The organism is Brevibacillus sp. MS2.2 (genome assembly GCF_013284345.1).
GTDB classification, from domain to species: Bacteria; Bacillota; Bacilli; order Brevibacillales; family Brevibacillaceae; genus Brevibacillus; species Brevibacillus brevis_C.
In genome coordinates this window covers 62,220-88,534 of the sequence record NZ_JABSUZ010000012.1, presented here as the reverse complement: position 1 = coordinate 88,534, position 26,315 = coordinate 62,220, and the positions used below count along the sequence as shown (strand labels likewise).

Sequence of the window (26,315 nt, the reverse complement as noted above, 5' to 3'; positions counted from 1 at the left end):
ATCCACGAACTTTTCGGATGGCAGGCGCCTTTTTGTTATGTGGATAGATTGTCGTTATGTTCTGATGTTTTTAAAAGTTTGTAAAGAAGAAGTTTACATATGGTAATAATAGGGTAGATTACCAAATGTCGTCGTGTCATAGATTTCTATTTTTTCAATTTGTGTGATTGGAGGCTTTTGCATGAGGAGCATAAAAAATGTGTTGGTAACCATTTTGGCTGCCATCACCATCGGTATTTTTATTCTTCAGCTAGTGTTTGGTTTTCTCCAGTTTGAGCAAATTATTTCGAACGAAGTAGAAGCAAAGCTACAAATGCAGGTAGCCAAAGAGGCGGCTTATCTGAATGGGATGCTGGACAAGACAGGCAAGCTCTCGGAAACACTCACTTATTCTGTCTCGCATGGCTCCAAGGAAACAATCAAGCAAATGGAAGGGACGCTGGTCGATGTCGTAGCATCTGAACCTTTGATTGTGGGCGGTGGATTTTGGATGGAGCCATACAGCTTCGACAGCTCGCAAAAGCTGTATGGCAGGTATGCTATCCGCAATAACGACAAGGTAGAGCTCGATCCGGCTTACAGCGACGGCAGCTATGATTATCTCGCACAGGATTGGTACAAGGCGGGGATGGTGGACAAACCATATGTGTGGACAGAACCGTATGCCGACCCCATTTCCAAAGTTCCTATGGTTACAGCAATTGCGCCCATTAAAGTGGGAGGAAAGATCAGTGGTACGACGACATTGGATATCGGGCTTACGGAGCTTAACAAAAGCATCGAAAATCTGAAGGTTGGCGAAACAGGTTATGGTTTTATCGTTTCCAAGTCGGGTATTTACATTTCTCATCGCGATGCACAAAAGAACTTGCAGGTGAAAATAACGGACGAGTCTGAAACGGGATTGCGGGATATTGCCAATCACATAACAGAAGCAACCGCTACGGGTATGACGCAAGCAACCATAGCTGGACAAACGCAATACGTCACCTTCGCTCCAATCGGGGAAACAGGTATGACGCTAGCTACTGTCATGCCAGCAGCAGAGATTAACGGACCGATTACCCAATATTTTTACATCAGCCTGATTATTTTTGGTGTCTCCATCAGTATTTTCCTCGTGCTCTTGTATTGGTTTGTCAATCGACAGGTAGCACGTCCACTGTTGCAACTGAAAGCAGGCATCGTGAACTTGGTGGAGAAAAAGGATTTAACCCAGACGATCCCAATCCGGCGCAAGGATGAGATTGGCGACGTAGCGACAGCGGTAAATGCATTCATTACAGATCTGCACGGAATGATGCAAAATATTAACGGCTATACCGGTCAAGTAGGAACAGTCTCGGAAACCTCCGCAACGAAGGCCCACGAAGCACGAATTGCCTTTGGTCAGGTTGCCTCGTCGTTCCAAGAGGTAGCAACCGGCACGGAGAATCAACAGCATAGTGCCGAAGAAAGTGCGCGGGCTATGGAAGAGATGGCGATCGGTATTCAGCGTATTGCCGAAGCTTCCTCCACGATGGCCGAATCATCGAAACATATGGCAAACGAAGCGGTGGCGGGCAACCAATCCGTAGAAAAGGTGTCAGGACAGATGGATTCGATCAACCGATCTGTAAGCCATTCTGCCGATGTCGTTCGTTCGCTGGATAGCCGCTCAGCAGAAATCTCACAGATCGTGGAAGTAATCGCAAGCATCGCTTCCCAGACGAATCTTTTGGCACTCAATGCGGCGATTGAAGCTGCACGTGCAGGTGAACAGGGAAGAGGTTTCGCAGTGGTAGCGGATGAAGTGCGCAAGCTGGCAGAGCAGTCCAACGACTCGGCCAACCAAATTGCCAACCTGATTACCGAAATCCAACGGGAAACGACTTCAGCGGTACAAGCCATGGATGAGGGAACGCGAGAGGTCGAAGCTGGAATCCAGATCGCCCATGAGACAGGGGAAGCATTCCGCCGGATCATGGATTCTACCCAGGATGTAGCCGATCAGGTTCAGGAGATTTCCTCCGTTGCGGAGCAAATGTCAGCGGCAACGGAACAGGTGACGGCATCTATTTTGCAGTTGTCCTCAATTGCAAAGGAATCTGCCGAAAGTGCATCGAGTGTGGCTGCTTCAACGGAAGAGCAACGCATCTCGATGAACCAGCTCTCTACATCCGCAGAGCAGCTAAACCAGATGGCAAAGGAATTACAGCAAATGATCAATCGTTTCACTCTCTAACCACTTGTTTGTTTGCAAAAAAATGCAAAATGATGAACTGCTGCTGTCATCCGATGGGAGCAGTTCATTTATTGACAGAAAAATACAAGTCGGAATATAATGAATACTACATAAAGCAAACTAAAGCAATATTTTGCAAACAAAAATCCGAGGCTGGTGGAACAGAATGCAAAACCATAAGTATGACGTTGTGGTGATTGGTGGTGGAGTAGTCGGTACAGCCATATTACGCGCCCTTTCGTTTTATCAACTGAGACTGCTTTTAATCGAGAAGCAGCCTGATGTTTGTGAAGGGACGAGCAAGGCGAACAGTGGGATTGTTCATACCGGGTTTGATGCAAAGCCAGGCACGGTTGAGGCAGAGTGCCTTCGCCGCTCCCGCAGCTTATGGCCGATGTTGGTTGAGAATCTGAGAATCCCCTTCCTTCCATGTGGCGCCGTCATGGTGGCGACAAACGACGAAGAAAAGCAGATCATCGAAACCACCTATGTTCCCCATGCAAAGGCGAATGACGTAGATGTTCACTGGATGTCTGCTGAGGAGATTCTGGAAATGAATCCCGCTGTGACAACCAACGTAACAGGCGGATTGGCAGTACCGGGTGAAGCGATCTGCGATCCATTCTGGGCCACCAGAGCCTTCGGAGAGATAGCAGTGCTAAACGGTGCGGAGGTTGTGCTAGGGCAAGGCGTCTCCCGCATCGAGACTGTACCGGATGGAGAGGACTTGCTCCTTACGCTGGAAAATGGTGAAACGGTTACGACCCGTTATGCGGTGAATGCGGCCGGATTATGGTCCGATGAAATTGCCCGGATGGTGGGAGATGAGAGCTTCTCGATTTCACCACGTAAAGGCCAGTTTATCCTGACTGAAGAGGCGGTATCCATCTCCTCAATCATCTTGCCTGTTCCTACGAAAACCTCCAAGGGCGTGTTGGTTTCGCCAGTCGTGTTCGGCGGTTTTCTGCTTGGGCCAACGGCAGAGGATCAAGCAGACAAATGGGATCGTTCCACCTCACAGGCAGGCATGGAAACGGTACTGGCAGGCTGTGAGAAACTGGTTCCCGACTCTCGAAAGTTTTCTACGATTCGTCAGTTTGCCGGGGTCAGGGCAGTTTGCAGCGAGGGAGATTTTGTCATCCGTCCATCCACTGTACAGCCACGCATGATTCATGCCGCCGGGATACGTTCCACCGGACTCTCTGCTTCTCCTGGCATCGCAGAGCTGGTAGCGGAAACTCTTCAGAAAGCCGGGCTTGAGCTGCTAGTAAACGAACAGGCACAGCATGCCCTGCCGGATCTTTTTTCAGAGGAGCAGGAAACAGGAGAAATCATTTGTCTGTGCCGCTCCATTACCCGGAGTGAGATCGTCCATTCCTTGAAGCGTGTCCTCACCCCGCAGACCATTGATGGAGTAAAGCGGCGGACGGGCGCCACCTTAGGAGAATGCCAAGGAAACTGCTGTATTCCCAAAATTATCGATGTTATGGCCGAGACCTATCCTGAACACACCGGGAAGCAGCCTTTAAAAGGAGTAAGAAACTCTTATCTAGCTGTAGTACAAGGAGAGAAGCAGGCATGAGGTATGATTTGGTGATCATTGGAGCAGGAATCTCGGGATTGACGGCAGCCCTTTCAGCATGGGAAGGAGGAGTCAGCTCTGTTCTGATGATCGATTACCAGAAGAGAAGAGGTGGCTTCACCTTACCGTATTGGAGCTCAGACGAGTTTGCTCCAGAACGGGAGCTTCTGGAAAAAGCCGCGTCGCTACCCTACGAGATTCACGAACAATCAACAGTCGTCGGTTTTTTCCCAGGCGGAAACGGTCAATTGCATCAGTTGTACGTCCAATCGCCGATGGGCACCTATTCTATTGAGGCAAAAAAGGTAATGATCGCCTCAGGCTCACTGGAAAAACCGCGTGAAGCGCATAAAATCCCGGGGACACGTCCGGCAGGAGTCATGACTCCGATGATGGCGATGCAGCTAATAGAGCGAGGATATCAGCCGGGCCGCAAGATTGTGTTGATCGAGAATGGCAGAATCTCTCGCAGTACAGCGACCCTTCTGGAAAAAGAGACGAGCAATCTGGTCAAATATGCTGAGTCAGATTGGGAGCTTACCTCTATCAAGGGATTGTCCCGGGTAGAAGGAGTACAACTGCGGAATCGGATGACGGATGAGATAAACGAAGTGGCGTGCGATACGCTCATTTTTGCAAAGGGTCGGGTGCCTTGTACGTTTTTCTTGAAAGGAACACCGATCGAGCGAGATCATCACGATGCGATTATCGTAGATGCCACAGGGAAAACGAATCTGCCAGATATTTATGCAGCAGGGAGTTGTACCTGCCTTGGTGACGATGATCACACGAATTCGATGGAATGGGCAAAAGAAACAGCCAAGCACCTCTTGTAAAACGAGCATCAGAAGGGAGAGTTTACGATGAAGCTATCCGACTCGTTTACGATTCAGGCAAGTAAAGCAGATGTATGGTCCGTCTTTATGGATGTTGAAAAGCTGTCAGGTTGCGTACCAGGCTGCAAAGAAGTAAAAATGAGCAGTCCCACCCGTTATGAAGCGAACATGGAAGTGAAGATACAGTTTATGACGATTCAATTCCGAGTGACGGGGGAATTAAAAGAAGCGGTAGACGGAGAAGCGCTGCAAGTGGAGATGACCGGACAACCGGTAGCGTTGGCTGGCGTGTTCCGCAATCAATTGCACCTTCAGCTAAAAGAGGAGCAGCCGGGAACCACGCGAGTGCAATACGAGATGGATTTGCAAATGACAGGGCGACTGGCATCGTTAGGAGATATACTAATGAAGGGGACTGTGAAGAAAAAGGCAGAAGAATTTGCGACGAACGTCCAGACCCTGTTCCAGTCTAGTCAAGAGATATACAATTAAGAGAAGATGGTGATCATCCATGCTACAAGAAGAAAGACAACAGCTGATCCTGCAAATGCTACAAGAAAATCAATCCGTTCGTATTGCAGAGCTATGCAGCCGATTAACGGTGACACGCGAAACAATCAGGCGGGATTTGTATGAAATGGAGCAGCAGGGACTACTCAAGAAGGTGCATGGTGGCGCTATTCTGAATAAAACCAACGTGGAGCCTCCTTATGCCAAGCGGAGTGGATTAAACTTGGCGGAGAAAGAGGCGATTGCGGTCGCCGCCGCCTCCTTGGTGGAGGACGGCGACGCAATCTATATTGATTTGGGCACGACGACACAATTGTTCGCCAAACACCTTTATCATAAAAAGGGGATTACGGTGATAACCAATGCGCTACTGGTGGCATTGGAACTATCTCATCACCCGGATGCAAAGGTGATCATGAGTGGAGGTGAATTGCGCGCAGGGGATCTGGCCATGTCCGGTCCGATCGCCAGGAAAAGCCTCGAGGGCTTGTTTGTGGACAAAGCGTTTATTGGTGTGGGGGGATTGGCAGCAGAAACTGGTTTTACGGATTACCATGTGGGCGAGGCAGACATCAGGCAGTTGATGCTTACAAACGCCAAAGAAACATATGTACTGATTGATCATTCCAAAATAAATGTAACCGCTTTTATGAGGGTGGCAGAGTTATCCGACATCGACGTAGTCATTACAGATGAGGAACTACCCCAATCTCTTGCTGGGCGACTCGCTCAGGAAGGATTGCAAGTCATCGTTGCTAAGACATCCGTGTAAAGCAAATGGTGAGGGAGGCAATCCATGGTGAAACAATCGGTACAAGCAAATGATTCGCAAGATATGCAAACGTATCATTATAAGCAAGAATTGAGACGGACATTAAAACTGTTCAGTTCGTTTGCCGTCGCGTTTTCTTTTATTTCCATTACCACAGGCATTTTTAGCAATTATGGATTTGTGCTTAGTACAGCTGGGCCGGCTGGTATCTGGACCTGGCCGATTGTAACCATTGGGCATTTGTTAGTAGCCATTATTTTTGCAGAGCTGGCTGGACGAATTCCATTGAGCGGCTATTCCTATCAATGGGTGACACGTCTTGCCAACCCGGGGCTGGGTTGGTTTGCTGGCTGGATTGCCTTTTGCTTTCTCGTTATCGTAGTTCCAACTGTCGACTATGCGCTGGCTCCCATTATTGCCGAGATGTTTGGCTGGGATACAGGCTCCAAGACACTGGTCTGGATCGTGATTGGTACGCTAGTCGTACAAGCTTTATTAAACATTTATGGAGTGAAGCTGGCTACTCGCATTAATGATATCGCCGTGTACACGGAAGTGATCGGTATGGTTGGGATCGTTGTGGTGCTGGGAGCAGTTGTGATGTACAACGGGGCAAATTGGAGCATGCTGACCGATATCGGTACGGCTGCGACTCAATCGGACGGTTCGTACCTAGGCGCTTTTATCATGGCTGCCCTGATGGGTTCCTTTACATTGGTAGGCTTCGAGGCTGCTGCGAATCTCTCCGAGGAGACGATCAATGCGAAGAAAACGGTGCCTCGTGCCATGATTTTATCCGTATTACTGAGTGGTGTGATTGGTTTCTTGCTGTTGATCGTGATTTCTGTTGCCATTACGGATCTGCCGACTGTGCTCGGTGCAGCGAATCCAATTCCGTACATATTGCAAACAAGTCTTGGCTCCGCTGTATCCAGCTTCTTTCTGGTGCTTTGCCTCATTTCCATCTTCGCGTGCGGCTTGATCATCATGGCTTCCGCTTCCCGACTCATCTATGCGTTGTCACGTGACAATGTATTCTTCGCTTCCTCCATCTTCAAGAAGGTATCACCTCAGACTTCGGTACCAACAAACGCCGTTTTACTCGTTTTAGTGCTAGGTATTCTCGCTGTATTATTCGCCGATTCCCTGACCCTTCTGGTAGGAGCCACCTCGGTACTGCCAGCCCTTCTCTATCTGACAACGATTGCTGCTTATGCATGGAAACGCAAGGAACTGCCCAAATCGAAGTACTTTGACCTGGGCAAGTGGCGCACACCGCTCACTTTCCTTGCGATCGCATGGCTGATCTTTGAAATTGGCATCCTGACCATTCCGGAAAATTTCCATAGCGTAGCGATCGTGGCAGCTACCTTGCTGGCTATAGGTGTCATTTTGTATCATCTGCTGTTCCGCAAAGGGATTATGGAGGGCCGTATCGGTATAAAAGACAGAACATTCGGATTTGATGAAGAAAAAGAAGATCATTCCGCCTAGAATAATGAAAAAGGAGCCTGCAGTATGGAGAAGTATTTGCTGTCGATTGATCAGGGGACAACTGGGACCAAGGTGCTACTGGTAAATCACCATGGACGGGTTGCTGCTGAAAGCTATCAGAAGCACGCACAATATTATCCACAGTCCGGATGGGTGGAGCATAACCCGGAGGAGATCTGGGAAAAGGTCTTGATGGGAGTGGCCGACGTGCTGCTCAAGGGACGTACCGAACCTGAGCAGGTGGAAGCGGTAGGCCTGGCCAATCAGGGGGAAACGGTCCTCTTTTGGGATTCGGTAAGCGGAGAGTCGCTTTATCCGGCTGTTGTCTGGTCCTGCCGTCGCTCCGATCAAATCGCAGAGCGTTGGAAGGAGGATGGCGAATGGGCACAGAAGGTGGCCGAGAAGACCGGACTTTTGATTGACCCATATTTTTCTGCGACGAAAATCAGGTGGATGATGGAGGAAGTGCCTCTGGTGCAAGAAAAGATCCGACAGCGGCAGGCTTATTGCAGCACGCTTGACTCTTGGCTGATCTGGCAGATGACAGGAGGCGCCTCGTATGTAACCGATGCTTCCACTGCTGCTCGAACGCTGTTGTTTGCTCATCGGCAGGGGAAATGGGATGAGGAAATATTGCGGTATTTGGGAATAGAGGAAGACTGGCTACCGCAGGTTCGTCCAACAGTTGGTTCTTTTGGTAGGACGAATCCTGATAAATTTTGCGGCATCCAAGCACCGATTCTCGTCAGCCAGGTGGATCAACCAGCGGCCCTTTACGGTCATCTCTGCATTGAGCCGGGTATGTCCAAATGTACGTATGGCACGGGCTGCTTCGCTTACATGAACGTCGGAAACGAGCCGCCTGCTACGAAAGAGAGCGGACTTTTGACGACGCTCGTCTGGAAACGCGGGGGGCAACATACTTATGCGCTTGATGGCGCGGTTTATGCGGCGGGGTCAGCTCTCGAATGGGGAAAAGAGCAGCTTGGGCTGTATCAGGGTATAGACGAGCTACAACGATGGTCGGAGCAGTGGTATGAAGAACTGCAAAAGGGAGAAGCCCCAACCAACCTTTTATTTATCCCGGCATTGAATGGGATCGGCACACCGTACTGGAACTCGGAGGCGAGAGGGGTGTTTCTCGGACTCTCCCAGCATACTGACCGACCGCTACTGGCAAAAGCGATGCTGGAAGGGATCGCTCACCGTGTAGCGGATGTGTTTGTCACAATGGAACAGGCAGTCGGACAAAAGATTTCCGTTTTACGGGTAGATGGCGGCTTGACGGATAATCCGTATTTGATGCAGTTTCAGGCAGACCTGCTGGGTGTTCCGGTAGAGGTGCCGCAGATCAATGAAACAACAGCGATGGGGATTGCGTTTCTACTCGGGGAAGAGTGCGGCTGGTGGTCGGTGAAAGAATTGGAAGCGCGAATGAAGGTAGGGCGTCGCTATGAACCGACACTTGATGAATCGGTGAGGAATAGACTGCGTGGGCGTTGGAACAAGGCGGTTCACCTTCTGTTACAGGTAAGCGAAGGATAACGTAAAAAAAAGCAACCAACTGCCAAAGCGAGCACAATGCTTTTGGCGGATTGGTTGCTTTTTTTACTTCTTCAACTCGAGCGCAGGCTCCCAGCCAAAGCTGTCAAACCACTGCTTTTGTCTAAAGTTCGAGAGAGCTTGTCTCACATAAGGAATGATGTTCGGGGGTAATTTATCCATGTCCACCCATACGAGCTCATCGCATTTATTCGGCTCGGCATTGACTATTTCTCCGTGCCATTTTGTGGCAGCGACAAAAAAATCGATACGCTCATCATTAGAGCGGCGATGCATGACGCCTACCATCTCCAAGCTCGCTGGATCGATGTCAATTCCGCATTCTTCTTTGGCCTCGCGGATCGCGGCAGTCTTTACTTCTTCATTCCCGTCCAGATGTCCAGCGGGAACACTGTAATTGCCGTCTTCGTAGCCGGTATTGTAGCGACGTAATAACAAGATCTGCGCATCCTTCACCAGGAAAAGGTGAACGGCTACCTGCATCGAGAAGCGCTCTTTTTGCATGCGAATTCTCCTCTATTAATGATATTCTTCCGGGCGATGATTCTCGGCAGCTTGTCTACGGCGTTCCATTCTGTTTTTTTTCAAAATCGGAGAGCTGGTCAAGGCAAAGAGCAGCATACCAATTCCAGCAACACCTAAAACGATCCCGATAGTAAGATACAGCCAATTCATTGAAAAAGACCTCCTTAATTCATGCAAAGCGAACATGATTATGAATGGGAACTATGCTATAATGGCACAGTGTGTTTTTACTTGATTCTCGGTAGTAATTTCTAGAAAACGCAGGGAGGATTTTGCGAGATGACTCAGCAAACGTCTGTTGATCAGCTATCCATTAATACCATCCGCACGCTGGCGATTGATGCCATTGAGAAGGCGAATTCCGGTCACCCGGGAATGCCGATGGGTGCAGCTCCTATGGCACATGTACTGTGGAGCCGCTTTATGAAAGTAAATCCGAGCAATCCAAAATGGATTGACCGTGACCGTTTTGTCCTCTCAGCTGGACATGGCTCTATGCTATTATACTCGATGTTGCATCTGATGAAATACGATGTTTCACTGGAAGACCTACATAACTTCCGTCAATGGGGCAGCAAAACGCCTGGTCACCCTGAGTTTGGACACACAGCGGGTGTCGACGCGACAACGGGTCCTTTGGGACAAGGGATCGCCATGGCTGTTGGTATGGCGATGGCGGAAAAGCACATGGCAGCTGTTTACAACCGCGACAATTTTGACATCGTTGACCATTACACATACGTAATCTGCGGCGACGGTGACCTGATGGAGGGTGTATCCAGCGAGGCTTCTTCTCTGGCTGCTCACCTGAAACTGGGCAAAATGATCGTGCTCTATGATTCGAACGATATCTCTCTGGATGGCGAGCTTTCCCGTTCCTTCTCTGAAAACGTAGCGGGTCGCTACCAAGCGTATGGTTGGCAATACATTCGCGTAGAAGACGGCAATGATCTGGCTGCTATTGACGCGGCTATCGCAGAAGCGAAAAAAGATTTGGATCGTCCTACCTTGATTGAAGTAAAAACCGTCATTGGATACGGAAGCCCGAACAAAGGCGGCTCCAGCTCTTCTCACGGCGCTCCGCTTGGAAAAGACGAAGTGAAGCTGACAAAAGCAAACTACGAGTGGCACCATGAAAGTGAGTTCCACGTACCACAAGAAGTGACTGATTTCTATGCTGGCTTGGCTGACGCTGGAGAAAAAGCAGAAGCTGCTTGGCGTGACCTGTTTGCAGCTTACGCAAAAGCGTATCCGGAACTGGCACTGCAATTTACGACTGCACAAGAAGGCCATCTGCCTACTGGTTGGGACAACCATATGCCAACGTATGAAGCTGGTGCAAAGTTGGCGACACGCGTTGCTTCCGGTAATGCGATCAATGCATTGGCAAACAGCGTTCCATTCTTCCTGGGCGGATCCGCTGACTTGGCACATTCCAACAACACAGTGATTAAAGAAGCGGGCAACTTCCTGCCAGGTTCTTACGATGGCCGTAACATTTGGTTTGGTGTTCGCGAATTCGCGATGGGTGCAGCCCTCAACGGTATGGCTCTCCACGGTGGCGTTAAAGTATACGGCGGTACATTCTTCGTGTTCTCCGACTACGTGCGTCCGGCGATTCGCCTCTCTGCACTGATGAAGCAGCCAGTTGTCTACGTATTTACACATGACTCGATCGCAGTTGGTGAAGACGGACCGACGCATGAGCCGATTGAACAACTCGCTTCCTTGCGTGCGATGCCAGGCTTGACCATTCTTCGTCCGTCTGATGCAGTGGAGACGAACGAGGCTTGGAAATATGCTGTATCCCGTACAGATGAGCCAGTCGTTCTGGTACTGACTCGTCAAAACTTGCCAGTTCTGCCTGAGACCATGGAGAAAGCGGCAGAAGGCGTGAGCAAAGGTGCGTATGTTCTCGCAGACGCGCCAAGCGGCAACCCGCAGCTCATCCTGTTGGCAACGGGTTCTGAGGTATCCCTCGTGATGCAGGCGCGTGAGCAACTCCTCGCGAAAGGTATTGAAACACGCGTTGTTTCCATGCCGAGCTGGAACCTGTTCGAGCGTCAACCGAAAGAGTATCGCGACGCTGTGATTCCACCGGCTGTAAAAGCACGCGTGGCGGTAGAAATGGGCTCTCCAATGGGGTGGGAGCGTTACGCTGGCGATAGCGGTACAGTCATCGCAATCGATCAGTTTGGCGCATCTGCACCAGGCGAGCGCATCATGAAGGAATACGGCTTCACGGTAGAAAATGTTGTGGCTGAAGCAGAAAAACTGCTGAAATAAATCGTAAACCTTTAGGAAAAAGCCTATCTTCTGTTTCAGGAGATAGGCTTTTCCAGTGACAAACGGAATTTTGTATGGAATGATAGACTACAACCCAAAACAGAAACTTTTTTGAAATGGGACCGTCTATATAAGATGTGGGGGAGAGAGAGAAAATCAGGAGGTAAATAATGGCAACAAAGGCCAAGAAGAAAGTCAGGAAGAAAAAGAACAACTTGCTGATGATTGCCGTATCGTTTGCAATATTCCTTTTCCTTAGTGTGATCGGAGGCTACTTCGCCCTGTTGTATGCGGGAGACCGGATGATTGAGCAAAACGTACAAAAGCTACAGGACTTGAAAGCAGAACCAACTGTCATATACGACAAAAACGGGAAAGAGATGACGAGTCTGATTCGTCAGAAAAACCGTGTATACAAACCGATTAATGAAATGCCAAAGACTTTGATCAATGCTTTCCTCGCTGTTGAGGATAAGCGCTTTTACGAACACAAGGGCGTCGATATGGTTCGGATCGGTGGCGCCATCGTCAATGATATTAAAAAAGGATCGTTAGCTGAAGGGGGAAGTACCATTACCCAACAGCTGGCAAGAAACGTCTTTCTCACCCTAGACCAAACGTTCTGGCGTAAAACAAAAGAAATGAGTATCGCGATTGGCTTGGAGCGCAAGTACTCCAAGGATCAAATTTTAGAGATGTACTTGAACCGCGTTTATTTGGGCGAAGGGGAATTTGGGGTAGAGGATGCTGCCCAGTACTACTTCGGTAAATCGGTAAGCGATGAGAACTTTACCGTTGCGGAAGCAGCGATGCTGGCAGCTATTCCAAAAGCACCGACCACTTATTCACCTTTTAACAATCCAGAAAAGGCGAAACTGCGTCGAGATACCGTCATTCGACTGATGCATGAGCAAGGAATCATTACCGATGAGCAAAAAGAGGCAGCTCAAGCAGAGCCGTTGCCGAAAGAGCCGCATGAAGTAGCGGGTGCGAGCTTGAAAAAAGGCTATCGCGCGTTTTTTGACAATATGGTAGAAGAATCCGAAGCCAAGTTCGGCGTGACAGAAGAAGAACTGTACCGCGGGGGCTGGAACATTTACACGACCTTCGACCCGAAAGTACAGGATGCCATGGTAGAGGAATATGCCAATGCCAAAAACTTCCCGAAAGACGGCGCCAAGCGCGGTGTAGAATCATCGATGATTGTCATCGACGCGAAAACAGGCGGAATTGCCGGGATGATGGGCGGACGCAACTATGCGCCAAAAGGCTTTAACTATGCGACAGACATGAAGCGTCAGCCGGGCTCCAGCTTTAAGCCGATTGCGGTGTTCGCTCCGGCGGTAAATAAAGATATTAACAAATGGAACTCGAATTCGCAGTTGAGTAACAAAAGGCAGAGCTTCAATGGCTATGAGCCGCGCAACTACAATAACCGATACACGGAAACAATGAGCATGAACCGGGCGATGATCGACTCCGCGAATATCCCGCCGGTATGGCTGTTAAATGAAATTGGTGTACCAGAAAGCTTGGAATACCTCAAGAAAGTCGGTATTGAGCTGACTCCGAACGATCGAAACCTGGCAATCGCCCTTGGGGGATTGAGTGTAGGTACGTCCCCGTTGGAAATGGCTCAGGCGTACACGCCTTTTGTCAATGGAGGGGTAGTGTCTGAGACGCACTCGATCACGAAGGTGGAGAACAAGGACGAGGGTGTTGTCCGTGAATATAAGCCTAAACAAACTGAGGCACTGAAGCCGGAAGCAGCTTGGGAGATTCACACCATGCTGGAGAGAGCGGTTCAGGAAGGTACAGGGAAGGCAGCGCGTATCTCTGGCCGCCATGTTGCAGGTAAAACCGGTACGACACAATCGATTGCAGGAGATAGTAAAGCAAACAAGGATGCTTGGTTCGTTGGATATACTCCGGAATATGTCGGTGCCGTTTGGATGGGCTTCGATCCGGAGGACAAACAGCATTTGATGCATCAAGGAAGTAGCATGACGGCACAAATGTTCTCCAAAGTGTTGGCAACAGCGTTAAAAGGTGTACCGTCATCGGACTTCGTTCGACCAGCAGGAGCGGTAGAACATAAAGAGGTGGAAGTAGAACCAGAGCTCCAAATGGCTGCAGACATGTCATTGGACCCAAGTACGAATAAATTGATGGTCGTGCTTAGCTGGATTGGTGGAGCTGACGGCAATACGTACGATCTGTACCGCATTAGCGAAAACGGCGAAAGACAGCTCATCTCTGCGGGTATGAAGGAAACCTCTTATGTAGATGTCCTTGATAGTCCGAAACAGTATCGTTATCAAGTCGTTCCGCGAAATGCACAAGGCGAGGAAGGCACACCTTCAAAAGAAGTCCCAATCGACTCCAAAAAGCTGGAGAATATGCTTAATGGAGATCCTGGTCATAACGAGGAAGGCAACGATCAGGGGCAGAATCCGGGTGGTACCGAAAATGGAAACGGTGAAAATCCACCTGACCAAGGTACCGGAGAAGCTGGTGAGCATACAAATAATGGAGATGGTGGGCAATCGCCAAATCCGGGAACAGGTGAGGTTCCACCGGACATTGTGAATCCAGATCCTAGTCAGACAAATGGTTCCTCCAATGAAATTCAATTACCGCCACCTCCACAAGAGGAGGGGCAGAACCAGTTCCCAGATGCATCAAACGGCTAAAGATTAGCCCAGCAAGAACGATTCAAAACCGATTCGACTATTTGCACAGGTTCTTTCGCGTGGTACAATACCAATAAATCGGGAGACAGGGGGGACAGTCCATGTCTGGCTACGCACAAAGAGATCTACCCACATTTTTCAAAGAACAGTTACGCCAAACCAAGGTGAATTTTGAGCGAGCTCTTGACTGTAAACACACCGATTTCGATGATCTTTACCCATACATGAACGAACAGCCACAGTTCTTCTGGTACAAACGTTACGTGGCTTGGTCAGAATTGCTGACCGTCGTACGTCTAGCTGAACAATTGGGTATTGAGTGGACAGAGGATTTCAGTGAGCAGCAGGTAGAATTCATTCAAGGCAAGGTTCTGCAAGGAAAAGTGCTCGATTATTGGAACCCGGAAGAAGAACAAGAAGAATCGATGAGAGAATTGGAAGAAGAAAAATAAATGTGATCGTAAAAACATGGCGCGTTCCCACTTGCGGGAACGCGCTTTTTTGCGTGCGCGAAGCAAAACTCACTTTTGATAGTCACAGTGTCTAACATTTCATACATGTTCATGAATTTTTGTAAAAAAATGTATACATTCTCCCTCTTCTTTTCAGTAATATGTATTGGCACCATAATTGCAATTCTAACAGCGTGTATTTTATTACATTCCAAATGGAGAGAAGGTGAACTTGCCCAATCCAAATACGGCTTCCACGCAACAAACGAAAATGCGGTTTCCATTCAAAGGAGGTTTGCTCATTCATGAAGAAAAAGCGTCACACGGCACACACAGGCCGCATAATGGCTGGTGTCCTTCTCTCGACATCATTTCTAGTGGGGACGGTTGGAACTCCTGTCCAAGCCTTGGCAGTCAAAGATTATTCAAGTGCGCTCGCTAGGGATGGGAGTCAAAACGTTCCGCCTTCAGGAAAACCTGTGGAGAGGAAGCTGGACCCAATCACCTCGTTTCAGCATCAATCCAGTGATGAAGCAGGGGAATATCCGCATCCAGTGGAGCCAATCTGGAGTGTAGAGGAGCAAGAGTCTTCTAACGAACAGCAGCGGAGCATGAAGGCAAATGTCGAAAAGTACACGATGTCAGATTTGAACAAGCTCAGCTACGATGAATTAGTCAATGTACTGGTGAAGATCAACTGGGAGCAGATTCCTGAACTATTCGACTTTACCCCCGATTCGTATGCCTTTTATAACGATCGTCAGCGCGTTCAGGCCATCATTGACGCATTGCAAGTCAGAGGCACACAATACTCCAGCAGCGATTCTAAAGGAATTGACACGTTGGTTGAGGTGCTTCGCTCTGGATATTACCTCGGGTACTACCATCAGGAATTATCCTATCTCAATCAGAGAAGTGAGCATCAAAAAGTGTTCCCTGCTCTGCATGCCATTGCAGACAATCCGAATTTCAAATTAGGGACAGATGCTCAAAATGAGGTGATAGGTGCATTTGGTGGACTCATCGGAAACACTTTTGTAAGCGCTTCCCTCGTAGAGAAAGCTGCACCGATCATCCGTCAATATGAAGAACAAATGGATACTTTCATTACGCAGCGGAGTGCGGGTGATGCTGTTTTCCGTATCATGAGCCAGTTTAGCTATATTCTGATGTGGAGAGTGGATGAACCAACCAAGCAACAGGAGTTTTACGGCAAAATAGATACGTATCTGAACGAGCTGGGAAATCTCGCCTTGCATGGCGATACAGATGAAGCGAAAGAATGGGTCCTCGACAATGGTTTTTATCACAGTGCTTATTTGGGAGAATACCATTCCAATCCGAATAAGGGTAACGAGGTCCTCACAGAAGCGTTAGAGCTTTATCCGTATGTGGGACTTCAGTATATGCAGGTAGCGAAGCTGATCCAGACGGTCTATGGCGGAAAAGATGCGCAGGGAAGGGACATTCAGTTCAACAAGATTCGTGAGGATGCGATGGAAAAGTATCTGCCCAAAGAGTACACATTTGATGACGGGAGCGTCGTCATGAAAACAGGCGGTGATGTCACAGAAGAAAAAGTCAAACGGTTATATTGGGCGGCAAAAGAGGTAAAAGCTCAGTTTCATCGGATGGCAGGACGAGATGAACCGATGGAGGAAGGGAACCCCGACGATATTTTGACCATTGTCCTTTACAATAGTCCTTCAGAGTACAAGATGAACAACCCCCTGTACGGCTATGAAACGGACAACGGAGGCATGTATATCGAGGGGAAAGGAACCTTCTTCACCTACGAGCGAACACCGCAGCAGAGTACGTACACACTGGAAGAATTGTTCCGCCATGAATTCACGCACTATTTGCAGGGGCGCTACGCTATCCCTGGCTTGTGGAATGAAGGCCCGATTTACAGAGATGAGAGACTGTCATGGTTTGAAGAAGGCGGAGCGGAGCTCTTTGCAGGCTCCACGCGAACAACAGGTGTTCTGCCTCGAAAATCCATGGTCAACAATCTGATTCGCTTTGGACAAAATAATTGGTATACGGCCTCTCAAACTTTGCACGCACGCTACGGCACATGGGACTTTTATACGTATTCATACGCCTTGCAGTATCACATGATGAAAGAGGACTGGAACAAGCTCGATGATATCATGGATTACATAGAGGCCAATAACGTGGATGGTTATGACCAGTTAATCCGTACGCTCAGCAATGATTCAGAGCTGAATCGGGATTACCACCGTACCATGGAATCGTTGGTAGACAGCTATCCTGATCTGACCGTGCCGCTGGTGTCGGACGACTATCTGGTCCCGCCAGACCTTAAAGCAAGTGCAGAAATCTTTCAGGAAATTGAAGATGTCACCGGATTGCAAAATGTATCTACCAAAAGGCACGGTTCAGAGTTCTTCCAAACCTTTACGTTAACAGGCACGTACACGGGTACGCAGGCAGAAGGGGAGAAGCAAGACTGGGAGACGATGAGTCGCATCACAGACGAGTTTTTAACCACGCTTACTTCTCATCCATGGAACGGCTACAAAACCGTAACCGCCTACTTTACCAACTACAGAGTAAATGCGTCCAATCAGTTTGAATATGATGTCACGTTCCACGGGATACTTCCAGAACAAGGAAATGGAGAGAATCAGCCGCCTGTTATTGTCATGAACGGCCCGGCAAAAGCAGCCGTAAAAGAGGAAGTGACGTTTAGCAGTAACGGAAGCTCCGATCCGGATGGCAGCATCGTATCTTATCTGTGGGAATTTGGAGATGGCAAAAGCAGCAGTGATCCCAATCCTATGCATGTCTACGAAAATCAGGGAGAATATACCGTGAAGCTACGAGTAACGGATAACAAAGGAGCCGTTACTGCGAAATCGATTACAATTACGATCGAGGAGCAGGGTGGAGAAATTGGGGAAAAGGAACAAGAGCCAAACAACAGCTTTTCAGAGGCAAATCGGTTGAAAAGCAATGTGGAGTTGAGTGGTCAAACAAGCAAACAAGACGACAAGGACATTTTTGCCTTGAAGGTATTGAGCAACGGAACGGTGAAAATCAACGTAACGAGTGAGCACGATACTGGTTTGAACTGGGTCGTTCACCACGAGGATGATCTGCATAATTATTTCGCTTACCCCAAGACCTCAGGAAAAACGCTTTCCGGTGAGTTTGAAGCAACTCCGGGTACCTATTATTTGTCCGTGTACAACTTTAACGGTGAGACCATTCCATACAAAGTAACCGCGGAATTGCCAGAAGAAGAAACAGAACCAACCGAAACGGAGCCGAACAATTCATTCGATGACGCGAATGCGCTACAGTTGGGCGAAGAGATAAGTGGTCAAACCGATCGTACAGATGACAAGGACACGTATATCATTCAGGTTGAAGAGGAAGGGATCGTTCAAGTTACGGTGAGCAGCGAGAAGGACGAAGGCTTAAACTGGGTGGTGTTTCATGAAGATGATCTCGAAACGTATTTCGCCTACCCCGAAAACACAGGTAAGAAACTGACGGGAGAATTTGAGGCAAAACCAGGGAAATATTACTTGTTGGTCTACAACAATAACAACACGAAGATTCCGTACAAAGTGATCGTGAACGCAGAGTAATCTCTCCATTCAAAGGAAAAAGCCTTTCTACCCCTTTTTTAAAAACGGGATAGAAGGGCTTTTTTCGTTTGATAAGCGTCTGGTAAAAATCAGCGCGTAACGGTATGGCGTTCCGCACGTCTTTTCTTTACGTAACCAAAGAATCAATGGAGCCAATTGTAAATGACTTGTGGCGTCTCTTCCTCAGGGCCAGCCGGGAGAACGAATGGAACAGGATTGCTCCAAGGCTGGGCAGAGGACGGGGCATTGGAAATAATGAACTCTGTCCCCAATGAAACAAAGGTGTACAGCTCCTCGACAGCGGCATTGTACAAGCGAACACATCCGAGTGAAACTGATGAGCCGATGCTCTCGGGATGATTTGTCCCGTGGATGGCATACCCGCTCTCCTGAAAGACCATGCCCCTCGTTCCATAAATATTGTCATGTCCGCGGGGCTGATTGATTTTTTGTTGAATGGTATAGTAGCCTTCGGGTGTTGAACCGTTTTTGCCTATGGCGACGGGATAGCTGCGCACCAGATGGGAACCGCTGATGAGCTGCATCGTATGTGTCGAGGTAGTCAAGTGAAGCTGTAACGGTTCGAAAGGCGCCACTGGCTCCGGATAGCCGGGAAGCGGCAGCACATTGCGCAAGCTGTCCCATGCGGACTCTGGCGAGAAGGCTTTGGGATGATACGGATAGCTTTTTAACAAAAGTCTCTTTGGTGGTACTGGAATTTGCGGCAAATAATTGCCTGGATAAGCGCCAGCCAGATCAGACAGTTGGGCAGGCAATGTACCCGTTTGCTGATAATAGCGGTACAAGGCGTTTCGCAAGATCAGTACATGCTGGAGGGTTAGCTGCTCATCCGTGAGTTCTGCCTTACCTGTGGCAAGTGTCGGTTCTCGTTCCAACTGCACAGGTTTATCCCACCATTTTTCACTGAGAACAGTCCGACTCGTCGGATTGTAACGCAAGATGCCTCGGACTTCGCGCGGCTGATAAAACAGCAAGGGACGGAACAACGGCGAACCAGGTACTTCCGGGACAACCATCACCGTAAAAGGCTGCGTAAGAGCAGGACGCCGGGACTCTACATAGCGCCGGACCTGTTCAGATAGCTCACGGGCACTGAGTGTAGGAGGGACTGCGATGACCTCGACATGTGGCTGCGTTTGGGCTGTTGTCAGTACGGGCTGTTTGGCAGCTTGCGGCGTTGTCTTGGGTGACGCATCTCTCAACGGTCCGGGCGAAAAAGCGAATTGAAAATAGAGAAACAAGAGCGAAGCCAAGAGTAAACGTGTTCGATTGCCCAAGGAATTGCGCTGTCGCTCCCGCAGCAGTCTTTGATAAGCATCACGCGTCTCGTTGTAATACGAGCCTTGCTTGGATACGAGACCACGTCTGTACGCTTCGAGAGCCTGTTCCGAGTTGCCTTGTGCTTCTCGTTCTTGGCCAAGGTGAAACCAGCCGATGGCTTCGTTTGGATACTGAGTCGTATACCACCGGTAAAAGGCGAGGTCGCTCTGATCCGGATATTTCATATGAAATGTACTTTTTTCCTGAAGAAAGGAAACCTTGTCCACGGATACTTCTCCCCCAAATAAATGAGCGTTTAAAAAGGCGCCCTTATAAGGATGTATCGGCGGGAGTCGGGAAAATAATGAGAGTGGAGGTCAAAAATGGTTTATTTACGAACGATCAAGCTGCTGAGAGAGGATTTTCCGAACACGAAAGAATATCCTTTTCACCTGCCCTCCTTGCGCAAGTTGGAAGCAATCGAGCTTGATAGCAGTGTCACTTTTTTTGTAGGAGAGAATGGCTCGGGTAAATCTACGTTGCTTGAGGCTGTTGCCTATCAATGTGGTTTCCATACGGCTGGCGGATCGCGTAACAATTTTTATGAAGTGCATCGCTCGGAGGCGAGTCTGGGTGACTACATACGCCTTTCCTGGCTTCCTAAAATAACGAATGGCTTTTTCTTACGGGCTGAGAGCTTTTATCAGTTTGCCAGTCATATAGATCAGACGGGCTCCGAAAGCTATAAAAACTACGGTGGACGCTCGCTGCATGAGCAGTCGCACGGAGAATCTTTTTTCGCGCTGTTTGCCAATCGCTTCAACGGCAGGGGAATCTACCTGCTGGATGAGCCCGAGGCTGCTCTTTCACCCAAGCGGCAGATTGCTTTTCTTTATCTCATGCGTGATTTGATAGAAGAAGGCGCCCAATTCATTATTGCGACGCATTCGCCGATTCTGTTGGGTTATCCCGGAGCGACTATCCTCAATTTTGACGAATCGCCCGCTCAAGAGGTGAAATATCGGGATACAGAGCACTATCAATTGACGCGTCGTTTCCTGGAGAAGCCCGATCTATTTTTCGATGAAAAATAATTTTCATTTTTCCTGTCACAAAAATCTCCTTGGCGGTTTCTATTAGATGAACGAAGCAGTAGAGGCATTCGTCAATAGCGCACGCAGGAAGGAGGAATCCAGTGGAGGTGCAAGCAAACCTGGTGATGAACCATGCTCGAGTAGAGGATCATACAGATTCCTTTCAAGAATTGTTTACGACCTATTATCCGTTTGTGGTCAGACAGATCATGCGAATTGTGAAAGATCAGCAGACGGCAGAAGATATTGCACAGGATGTATTTCTCTCCTTTTACCATACCGATCGCACGGTGATCGAACATATCCCGGCATGGCTGTCCAAGTCCGCACTCTACGCAGCGTACAATTATCTTCGTTCAGAAAAACGCAGGTACGCAAGACAAGAGCGAAGTGCATCTGAGCAAGAACATGTCAGCCCTTCTTCAGAAGAGATGTGGCTTGCAAAAGAGTCCCAGAGTGTCGTCCGTGATGTGCTAGAGGAGCTAGACGAGCGGGAGCGAACCTTGCTGGTCATGAAATATTCCGGATTTCCTTATGCGGAGTTGGCGAAAGCGACTGGCACGCAGATCAGCTCGGTGGGAACACTCCTCGCGAGAGCGAAAAGTAAATTTCGTACCATCTATGGCCGGATGAGGGGGGAAGAGGAATGAAATGTGCCGATACAGGCTTTGTCCAGGCGTTCTTGGACGGTGAAAGCAGCTCAAAAGAAAGTAAGCAATTCCTGCTTCATCTGGAGTACTGTGAAACCTGCCGTACACAGCTGGACGAACTGTCCGCTTTGGATAGTTGGACGCGTGAGAAGATGGAGCATGCTTTTTCCGAGACAAACGATGTGAGGGTCAATACGGAAGCAGCGTGGCAGCGTTTTTCGCAAACAATCGAGAAACCGACGAACACGAATGCACAAGATCGACAAGCGATAACCAATCGAGCAACAATCAGAAGGAGCTGGAATCAGATGAACAAGCAAACAAAAAGATGGGTGACAGGTGCTTCGGCAGCAGCAGTATTGGCTGTGTCCCTGTCCTTCCCCCAAGTACAAGCAGCAGCGAACGATTTTCTGTCCATTTTCCGCATGGATAAAGTTGAATTCGTCAAAGTGACGCAAGAGGATCTGCAAGAGATCGAACAATGGATCGCTAACGGAAATGTGGGCGAAATCGAACTGAATGGGATCGGGAAAATCTGGATTGATGAAAACGATCAAGAGAAGCTCGAACAAAGAAACCATTATTACAACAGCAAAGAAGCCGCTGTAAAGGCTGGAGTGAAGCTGCCTGAGCTGCCGAAAGATGTCACGGTGGATAGCGTAGACGTCAATTCTCCTTACACTATGTACATGGAAATCGATGCTGATCGTGCAAACAAGCTACTGGCGCAATTGCAGGTAGAGGCGCGTTTTGATGAAAAGCTGAGTGGCAAACGCTTCTCCTTGAAGATTCCACAGATGCAGCAGGTCAGGATGCTTGCCGGAAAAGATAATATTAGCTACTTTGTCGTAGGCGCTCCTGAGCTAAGCGCACCAGAGGGAATCGATCTGGCACAGCTTCGCGAGACACTTTTGGCCCTGCCGTTCATTCCAGATCAAGTGAAAAGGCAGATGATTAGCATCGAAGACTGGCAGCATACCCTCCCTGTGCCATACATGGTAGACGGCGAGAGCAAGATGAAGGAAGTAAAAGTGAATGGTCAAAACGGAATGCTGATCACAGGTAAATACAATGCGCATCTGATGTGGCAGCAGGATGGACAGATTCACATGCTGGAAGGCAGCGAAAAGAACGCGGATGGGCTGTTGGATTTTGCAAATCAACTGAAATAAGTAAACAAGTAGTGGGGCAATGGCAGAGTTTTCCTGAAAAGGGAGGGCTCTGCTTTGTCCCGTTTGCAATGGAGAAAGTGAGGTAAGCGATGTCAGATTATGTGATAGAGACCTGGGAGTTGACCAAGCAATATAACGGGAAAGCTGGCTGCAAAAATATTACGCTACAAGTACCGCGCGGCTCCGTATTTGGTTTCCTCGGGCAAAATGGAGCGGGTAAAAGTACCTTTGTCCGAACGATGCTCGGGTTACTGCACCCAACGAATGGCAAAGCGGTTATGCTTGGGCAGCCGATTGGCAGTGTAGAATCAAGGAAAAAGGTGGGGTACTTGCCAGAGCTGTTCCGCTATCCAGATTGGTTGACGGGCCAGCAGCTCTTGGAGCATCATGCCGAGTTGTGTGGATTAACACATCGCGAGAGCAATTCCGTGATAAAAAATGTCGTTGAGCTGGTTGGAATGGCTGGACGCGAGCGTGAACGTATTCGAGGCTATTCCAAAGGCATGCAGCAGCGTATCGGGATTGCCTGCGCTCTCTTGTCCGATCCAGAGCTGATCTTTCTCGATGAGCCGACCTCCGCACTGGATCCAATCGGGCGAAAAGAAGTACGCGAGCTGATTGCGCGGCTGCGTGACCAGGGAAAGACGATTTTTCTCAACAGTCATCTACTGAGTGAAATGGAGAGCGTGTGCAACTACGTCGGGATCATTCACCGCAGTGAGCTGGTCGTACATGGCGACTGGCGAAAGCTGAGCAGCGTCCAACCACAAATTGAATTGACAGTGGACAAGGATAGTGCAGGTCTTCATAACGTGCTTCCTTCCTTCGTCACAGAGAGTCGTCTCGTAAGACAAGAGGAAGACCGTGTTACATGGTTAATGACGCTGGATCAGGACGATCGGGTACCCGCTCTGTTGCAACAGTTGATTGCATCCGGGGCTGGGGTACACGAAGTCGTGCGCAAGCAGCAATCACTGGAAGACGTATTCCTGTACTGGGTGCAAAGAAAGGAGGGGGAACGACATGTGGCCGATCATCAAAATCACGTATAGAGAAATGATCTCCAAGCGTATTTTCACGATTACGCTGATCATGTCGCTGGCCTTCCTGTTGCTGTTTGGACTTGCCACAGGCTATGCGGTTAAAGAAATGAAGGATATGTTAGGGGAAGCGGGCGTGGAGAGATTGTTGGAAAAGCAGGTTCTCTCCACGCAGATGCTGGGCATGGGCTTGTACTTTGGCTCTGTCATTACGGCACTCCTGGCAATTTTGAGCAGTGTAGGAAGCATTGCCTCTGAAATCGAAAGCCATCAAATCGATACGTGGCTGGCACGAGCACTCCCTCGCTACAAATATGTACTGGGAAAATTTTTCGGGTTAGCGAGTATGCTGGGGTTGTACGCACTCCTGATGTTTACCGGATTATTGGCGATCAACCAATGGGTGGGGGAAGGTATGCTGGCTGTTCAGGTGGATGCTAGCCAAATCCTGAAAGCATCTGCTTTCTTCGTTAGCATGCCGATCATTCTTGTCTGTGTAGCTATGCTTTTAAGCAGTATCACCACCACGGTGACGGGTGGTATTATCCTGATCATTCTGTACGGGATCAGCTTCGTTGGCGGCTTTATTGAGCAGCTCGGTGCGGTCTTTAGCAATAGCTCGCTTACCAACATCGGGATTATTTCCAGTCTGCTCTTCCCAGCAGATTCATTGTTCAGGCAAGCGACACTTTCGTTATTTGATTCGGCTGACGATCCGCTGTCCTTTGCTTCGCAAGGCATTTTCGGTACGACTTCGCCTCCGAGTACTGCGATGCTCATCTACACCATTCTTTATGGCGTCGTAGCGTTGGGGCTGTCCATTCGAGTGTTTCAAAAGCGAGATGTATAAGAAAAACAAGAGGGAACGGCTGATTGATGCCGTTCTTTTTCTTTTCTTCCTTTCACGAAAGGCCTCTTTTTTATGTACATGCAAGCTCAGATCACCATATGCGCATTTCGTGATTTTTATGATGTTAATAGAGGAAATGCGGTTAAAACAGTTTATGCGCATATTCTATTCGGATTTTTACGAACATTGTTATAATGACAGCACAATATGAAAGCGCATTCGTCATGGTTGCTACAACATCATTGTAAGCGCATTCTTGCAAGGGGGAACTAGGATATGCTGGCATTACTTGGATTTCTCATGGTAGCCGTTTTCATGTACTTGATTATGTCGAGACGGCTTTCGGCATTAGTTGCTTTAATTGTTGTTCCTGTTGTTTTTGCGTTGATTAGCGGATTTGGTACAGAAATTGGCGACATGATGCTTGCAGGCATCAAGAAAATTGCGCCTACGGGAATTATGCTGTTGTTCGCCATTCTGTACTTTGGGGTCATGATGGATGCAGGTCTATTTGATCCATTAATTAAGAAAATCGTGAAAATTGTGAAGGGTGACCCACTGAAGGTTATTGTAGGTACAGCGATTCTCGCTACCTTGGTTGCACTGGATGGAGATGGAACCACGACTTATATGATTACTGTTACGGCGATGCTGCCTTTGTATCGCAAGCTGGGAATCAGACCGATGATTTTGGCAGTCATGCCGATGCTCGCACTCGGTGTCATGAACATGACGCCTTGGGGTGGACCGACAGCCCGTGTCATGAGTGTACTTCATATGGATGTTTCCGATATTTTTGTCCCTGTTATTCCTGTGATGATTGGCGGAATTGCGTGGGTGATGATCGTAGCCTGTATTCTGGGCAAACAAGAGCGTAAGCGTCTGGGGATTATGGAGATACCAGATGAAGATTTGCAATCGCTTGCAGGACAGGAAGTAGCGGCGACGGATGAGACTGCTGAGACTGCTGAGACTGCTGCACTGAAACGTCCGCGACTGATCTGGTTCAATCTGTTGTTGACAGCAGCCTTGATGGTCGGTCTGATTACGAGCTTCTTGCCATTGCCGACAATGTTCATGCTCGCTTTTGCCATTGCCCTGTTTATTAACTATCCGAAAATGCAAGATCAGAAAGAGCGAATTGCAGCCCACGCAGCTAACGCACTGGCTACCGTGTCCATGGTTTTCGCTGCGGGAATCTTTACAGGTATCCTGACCGAAACGAAAATGATCGATGCGATGGCGAGCACACTCGTTTCCTGGATTCCGGATTCACTTGGCTCCCATATGCCTCTGCTCGTAGCGCTGACAAGCATGCCATTCACCTATTTCATGTCGAACGATGCGTATTACTTCGGGATCGTTCCAATCCTGGCGAATGCAGCAGCAGCTTACGGAATCGATCCGGCGGAAATTGGTCGCGCTTCCATCCTGGGTCAACCGCTGCATGTACTCAGCCCGTTGTTTGCAGCACAATACCTGTTGATCGGAATGGTTGGGGTCGATTATGCGGAAACCCAAAAGTTCATCCTGAAATGGGCGTTTGGAACATCGATCGTGATGATTGCGCTTGCTCTTCTTACCGGAGTCATCTCGTTCTAGTCAACTATAAAAAGGAAGAAATAAAAAAAGAGGCCTGCTCATGGCCTCTTTTTTCGTCATCAAGCG

At 48.7% G+C, this 26,315-nt stretch carries 20 protein-coding genes; 17 read left to right on the top strand and 3 right to left on the bottom strand.

Annotation, left to right across the window (positions count from 1 at the left end):
- Positions 1–181 precede the first annotated feature (181 nt).
- The 7 genes from HP568_RS13530 (at position 182) to HP568_RS13500 (ending at position 8,963) form a co-directional block, all read left to right on the top strand.
- The gene (locus HP568_RS13530) at positions 182–2,224 is read left to right on the top strand and encodes a methyl-accepting chemotaxis protein (RefSeq protein ID WP_173629341.1); all 2,043 of its coding nucleotides are present in this window, start codon (positions 182–184) and stop codon (positions 2,222–2,224) included.
- A 166-nt stretch (positions 2,225–2,390) separates the two neighbouring features.
- Positions 2,391–3,806, top strand: coding sequence for an NAD(P)/FAD-dependent oxidoreductase (locus tag HP568_RS13525; RefSeq protein WP_173629340.1), 1,416 nt, complete (start codon positions 2,391–2,393; stop codon positions 3,804–3,806).
- Positions 3,803–4,642, top strand: coding sequence for an NAD(P)/FAD-dependent oxidoreductase (locus HP568_RS13520; RefSeq protein WP_173629339.1), 840 nt, complete (start codon positions 3,803–3,805; stop codon positions 4,640–4,642). Before HP568_RS13525 ends, HP568_RS13520 begins: the two co-directional genes overlap by 4 nt.
- Positions 4,643–4,669: 27 nt before the next feature.
- Positions 4,670–5,134, top strand: a complete 465-nt coding sequence (locus tag HP568_RS13515; protein ID WP_056489603.1) for an SRPBCC family protein — start codon at positions 4,670–4,672, stop codon at positions 5,132–5,134.
- 19 nt (positions 5,135–5,153) lie between these two features.
- A complete protein-coding gene (locus HP568_RS13510; RefSeq protein ID WP_048034116.1) occupies positions 5,154–5,924 on the top strand; it encodes a DeoR/GlpR family DNA-binding transcription regulator in 771 nt (256 codons plus the stop codon).
- A gap of 24 nt (positions 5,925–5,948) precedes the next feature.
- Positions 5,949–7,418 carry an amino acid permease gene (locus HP568_RS13505; protein WP_048034115.1) on the top strand — a complete coding sequence of 490 codons (1,470 nt, stop codon included), beginning with the start codon at positions 5,949–5,951 and terminating at the stop codon, positions 7,416–7,418.
- A gap of 24 nt (positions 7,419–7,442) precedes the next feature.
- Entirely contained in the window at positions 7,443–8,963 is a 1,521-nt protein-coding gene (locus tag HP568_RS13500; RefSeq protein ID WP_173629338.1) for an FGGY family carbohydrate kinase, read from the top strand.
- Between the two features lie 63 nt (positions 8,964–9,026).
- Here the strand turns inward: HP568_RS13500 and HP568_RS13495 are convergent, their stop codons facing one another.
- Positions 9,027–9,485, bottom strand: coding sequence for an NUDIX hydrolase (locus HP568_RS13495; protein WP_173629337.1), 459 nt, complete (start codon positions 9,483–9,485; stop codon positions 9,027–9,029).
- A 15-nt stretch (positions 9,486–9,500) separates the two neighbouring features.
- Positions 9,501–9,656: a hypothetical protein gene (locus HP568_RS13490; RefSeq protein ID WP_235617525.1), complete on the bottom strand. Its 156-nt coding sequence runs from the start codon at positions 9,654–9,656 to the stop codon at positions 9,501–9,503.
- 129 nt (positions 9,657–9,785) lie between these two features.
- On the opposite strand from HP568_RS13490, the gene tkt reads away from it, so the two are divergent.
- The 4 genes from tkt (at position 9,786) to HP568_RS13470 (ending at position 18,560) form a co-directional block, all read left to right on the top strand.
- A complete protein-coding gene (tkt, locus tag HP568_RS13485) occupies positions 9,786–11,792 on the top strand; it encodes a transketolase (protein ID WP_048034111.1) in 2,007 nt (668 codons plus the stop codon).
- Between the two features lie 170 nt (positions 11,793–11,962).
- Positions 11,963–14,485: a PBP1A family penicillin-binding protein gene (locus HP568_RS13480; protein WP_048034110.1), complete on the top strand. Its 2,523-nt coding sequence runs from the start codon at positions 11,963–11,965 to the stop codon at positions 14,483–14,485.
- A 101-nt stretch (positions 14,486–14,586) separates the two neighbouring features.
- Positions 14,587–14,937: a hypothetical protein gene (locus HP568_RS13475; protein ID WP_007721499.1), complete on the top strand. Its 351-nt coding sequence runs from the start codon at positions 14,587–14,589 to the stop codon at positions 14,935–14,937.
- 305 nt (positions 14,938–15,242) lie between these two features.
- Positions 15,243–18,560, top strand: coding sequence for a collagenase (locus tag HP568_RS13470; protein WP_173629336.1), 3,318 nt, complete (start codon positions 15,243–15,245; stop codon positions 18,558–18,560).
- A gap of 143 nt (positions 18,561–18,703) precedes the next feature.
- Here HP568_RS13470 and HP568_RS13465 read toward each other — a convergent pair whose 3' ends face one another.
- Positions 18,704–20,128, bottom strand: coding sequence for a L,D-transpeptidase family protein (locus HP568_RS13465; protein WP_173629335.1), 1,425 nt, complete (start codon positions 20,126–20,128; stop codon positions 18,704–18,706).
- Between the two features lie 96 nt (positions 20,129–20,224).
- On the opposite strand from HP568_RS13465, the gene HP568_RS13460 reads away from it, so the two are divergent.
- The 6 genes from HP568_RS13460 to HP568_RS13435 all read left to right on the top strand — a co-directional run bounded on the left by HP568_RS13460 (position 20,225) and on the right by HP568_RS13435 (position 26,249).
- On the top strand, positions 20,225–20,935 hold the full coding sequence (locus HP568_RS13460) for an AAA family ATPase (protein ID WP_048034107.1): 711 nt from the start codon (positions 20,225–20,227) through the stop codon (positions 20,933–20,935).
- A gap of 101 nt (positions 20,936–21,036) precedes the next feature.
- Complete coding sequence (locus HP568_RS13455; RefSeq protein WP_173629334.1) at positions 21,037–21,585, top strand: RNA polymerase sigma factor SigX; 549 nt, start codon at positions 21,037–21,039, stop codon at positions 21,583–21,585.
- Entirely contained in the window at positions 21,582–22,757 is a 1,176-nt protein-coding gene (locus tag HP568_RS13450; RefSeq protein ID WP_173629333.1) for an anti-sigma factor family protein, read from the top strand. The genes HP568_RS13455 and HP568_RS13450 overlap by 4 nt, the downstream gene beginning before the upstream one ends.
- Before the next feature lie 89 nt (positions 22,758–22,846).
- On the top strand, positions 22,847–23,809 hold the full coding sequence (locus HP568_RS13445) for an ABC transporter ATP-binding protein (RefSeq protein WP_173629332.1): 963 nt from the start codon (positions 22,847–22,849) through the stop codon (positions 23,807–23,809).
- Positions 23,781–24,647, top strand: a complete 867-nt coding sequence (locus tag HP568_RS13440; RefSeq protein ID WP_173629331.1) for an ABC transporter permease subunit — start codon at positions 23,781–23,783, stop codon at positions 24,645–24,647. Before HP568_RS13445 ends, HP568_RS13440 begins: the two co-directional genes overlap by 29 nt.
- 276 nt (positions 24,648–24,923) lie before the next feature.
- Positions 24,924–26,249 (top strand): CitMHS family transporter, encoded by a 1,326-nt coding sequence (locus HP568_RS13435; RefSeq protein WP_173629330.1) that lies wholly within the window; start codon positions 24,924–24,926, stop codon positions 26,247–26,249.
- Positions 26,250–26,315: the final 66 nt, after the last annotated feature.

Coding starts and splice junctions, on each gene's coding strand:
- HP568_RS13530 (WP_173629341.1), top strand. CDS start 182: ATGAGGAGCATAAAAAATGTGTTGGTAACCATTTTGGCTGCCATCACC.
- HP568_RS13525 (WP_173629340.1), top strand. CDS start 2,391: ATGCAAAACCATAAGTATGACGTTGTGGTGATTGGTGGTGGAGTAGTC.
- HP568_RS13520 (WP_173629339.1), top strand. CDS start 3,803: ATGAGGTATGATTTGGTGATCATTGGAGCAGGAATCTCGGGATTGACG.
- HP568_RS13515 (WP_056489603.1), top strand. CDS start 4,670: ATGAAGCTATCCGACTCGTTTACGATTCAGGCAAGTAAAGCAGATGTA.
- HP568_RS13510 (WP_048034116.1), top strand. CDS start 5,154: ATGCTACAAGAAGAAAGACAACAGCTGATCCTGCAAATGCTACAAGAA.
- HP568_RS13505 (WP_048034115.1), top strand. CDS start 5,949: ATGGTGAAACAATCGGTACAAGCAAATGATTCGCAAGATATGCAAACG.
- HP568_RS13500 (WP_173629338.1), top strand. CDS start 7,443: ATGGAGAAGTATTTGCTGTCGATTGATCAGGGGACAACTGGGACCAAG.
- HP568_RS13495 (WP_173629337.1), bottom strand. CDS start 9,485: ATGCAAAAAGAGCGCTTCTCGATGCAGGTAGCCGTTCACCTTTTCCTG.
- HP568_RS13490 (WP_235617525.1), bottom strand. CDS start 9,656: ATGAATTGGCTGTATCTTACTATCGGGATCGTTTTAGGTGTTGCTGGA.
- tkt (WP_048034111.1), top strand. CDS start 9,786: ATGACTCAGCAAACGTCTGTTGATCAGCTATCCATTAATACCATCCGC.
- HP568_RS13480 (WP_048034110.1), top strand. CDS start 11,963: ATGGCAACAAAGGCCAAGAAGAAAGTCAGGAAGAAAAAGAACAACTTG.
- HP568_RS13475 (WP_007721499.1), top strand. CDS start 14,587: ATGTCTGGCTACGCACAAAGAGATCTACCCACATTTTTCAAAGAACAG.
- HP568_RS13470 (WP_173629336.1), top strand. CDS start 15,243: ATGAAGAAAAAGCGTCACACGGCACACACAGGCCGCATAATGGCTGGT.
- HP568_RS13460 (WP_048034107.1), top strand. CDS start 20,225: ATGGTTTATTTACGAACGATCAAGCTGCTGAGAGAGGATTTTCCGAAC.
- HP568_RS13450 (WP_173629333.1), top strand. CDS start 21,582: ATGAAATGTGCCGATACAGGCTTTGTCCAGGCGTTCTTGGACGGTGAA.
- HP568_RS13445 (WP_173629332.1), top strand. CDS start 22,847: ATGTCAGATTATGTGATAGAGACCTGGGAGTTGACCAAGCAATATAAC.
- HP568_RS13440 (WP_173629331.1), top strand. CDS start 23,781: ATGTGGCCGATCATCAAAATCACGTATAGAGAAATGATCTCCAAGCGT.
- HP568_RS13435 (WP_173629330.1), top strand. CDS start 24,924: ATGCTGGCATTACTTGGATTTCTCATGGTAGCCGTTTTCATGTACTTG.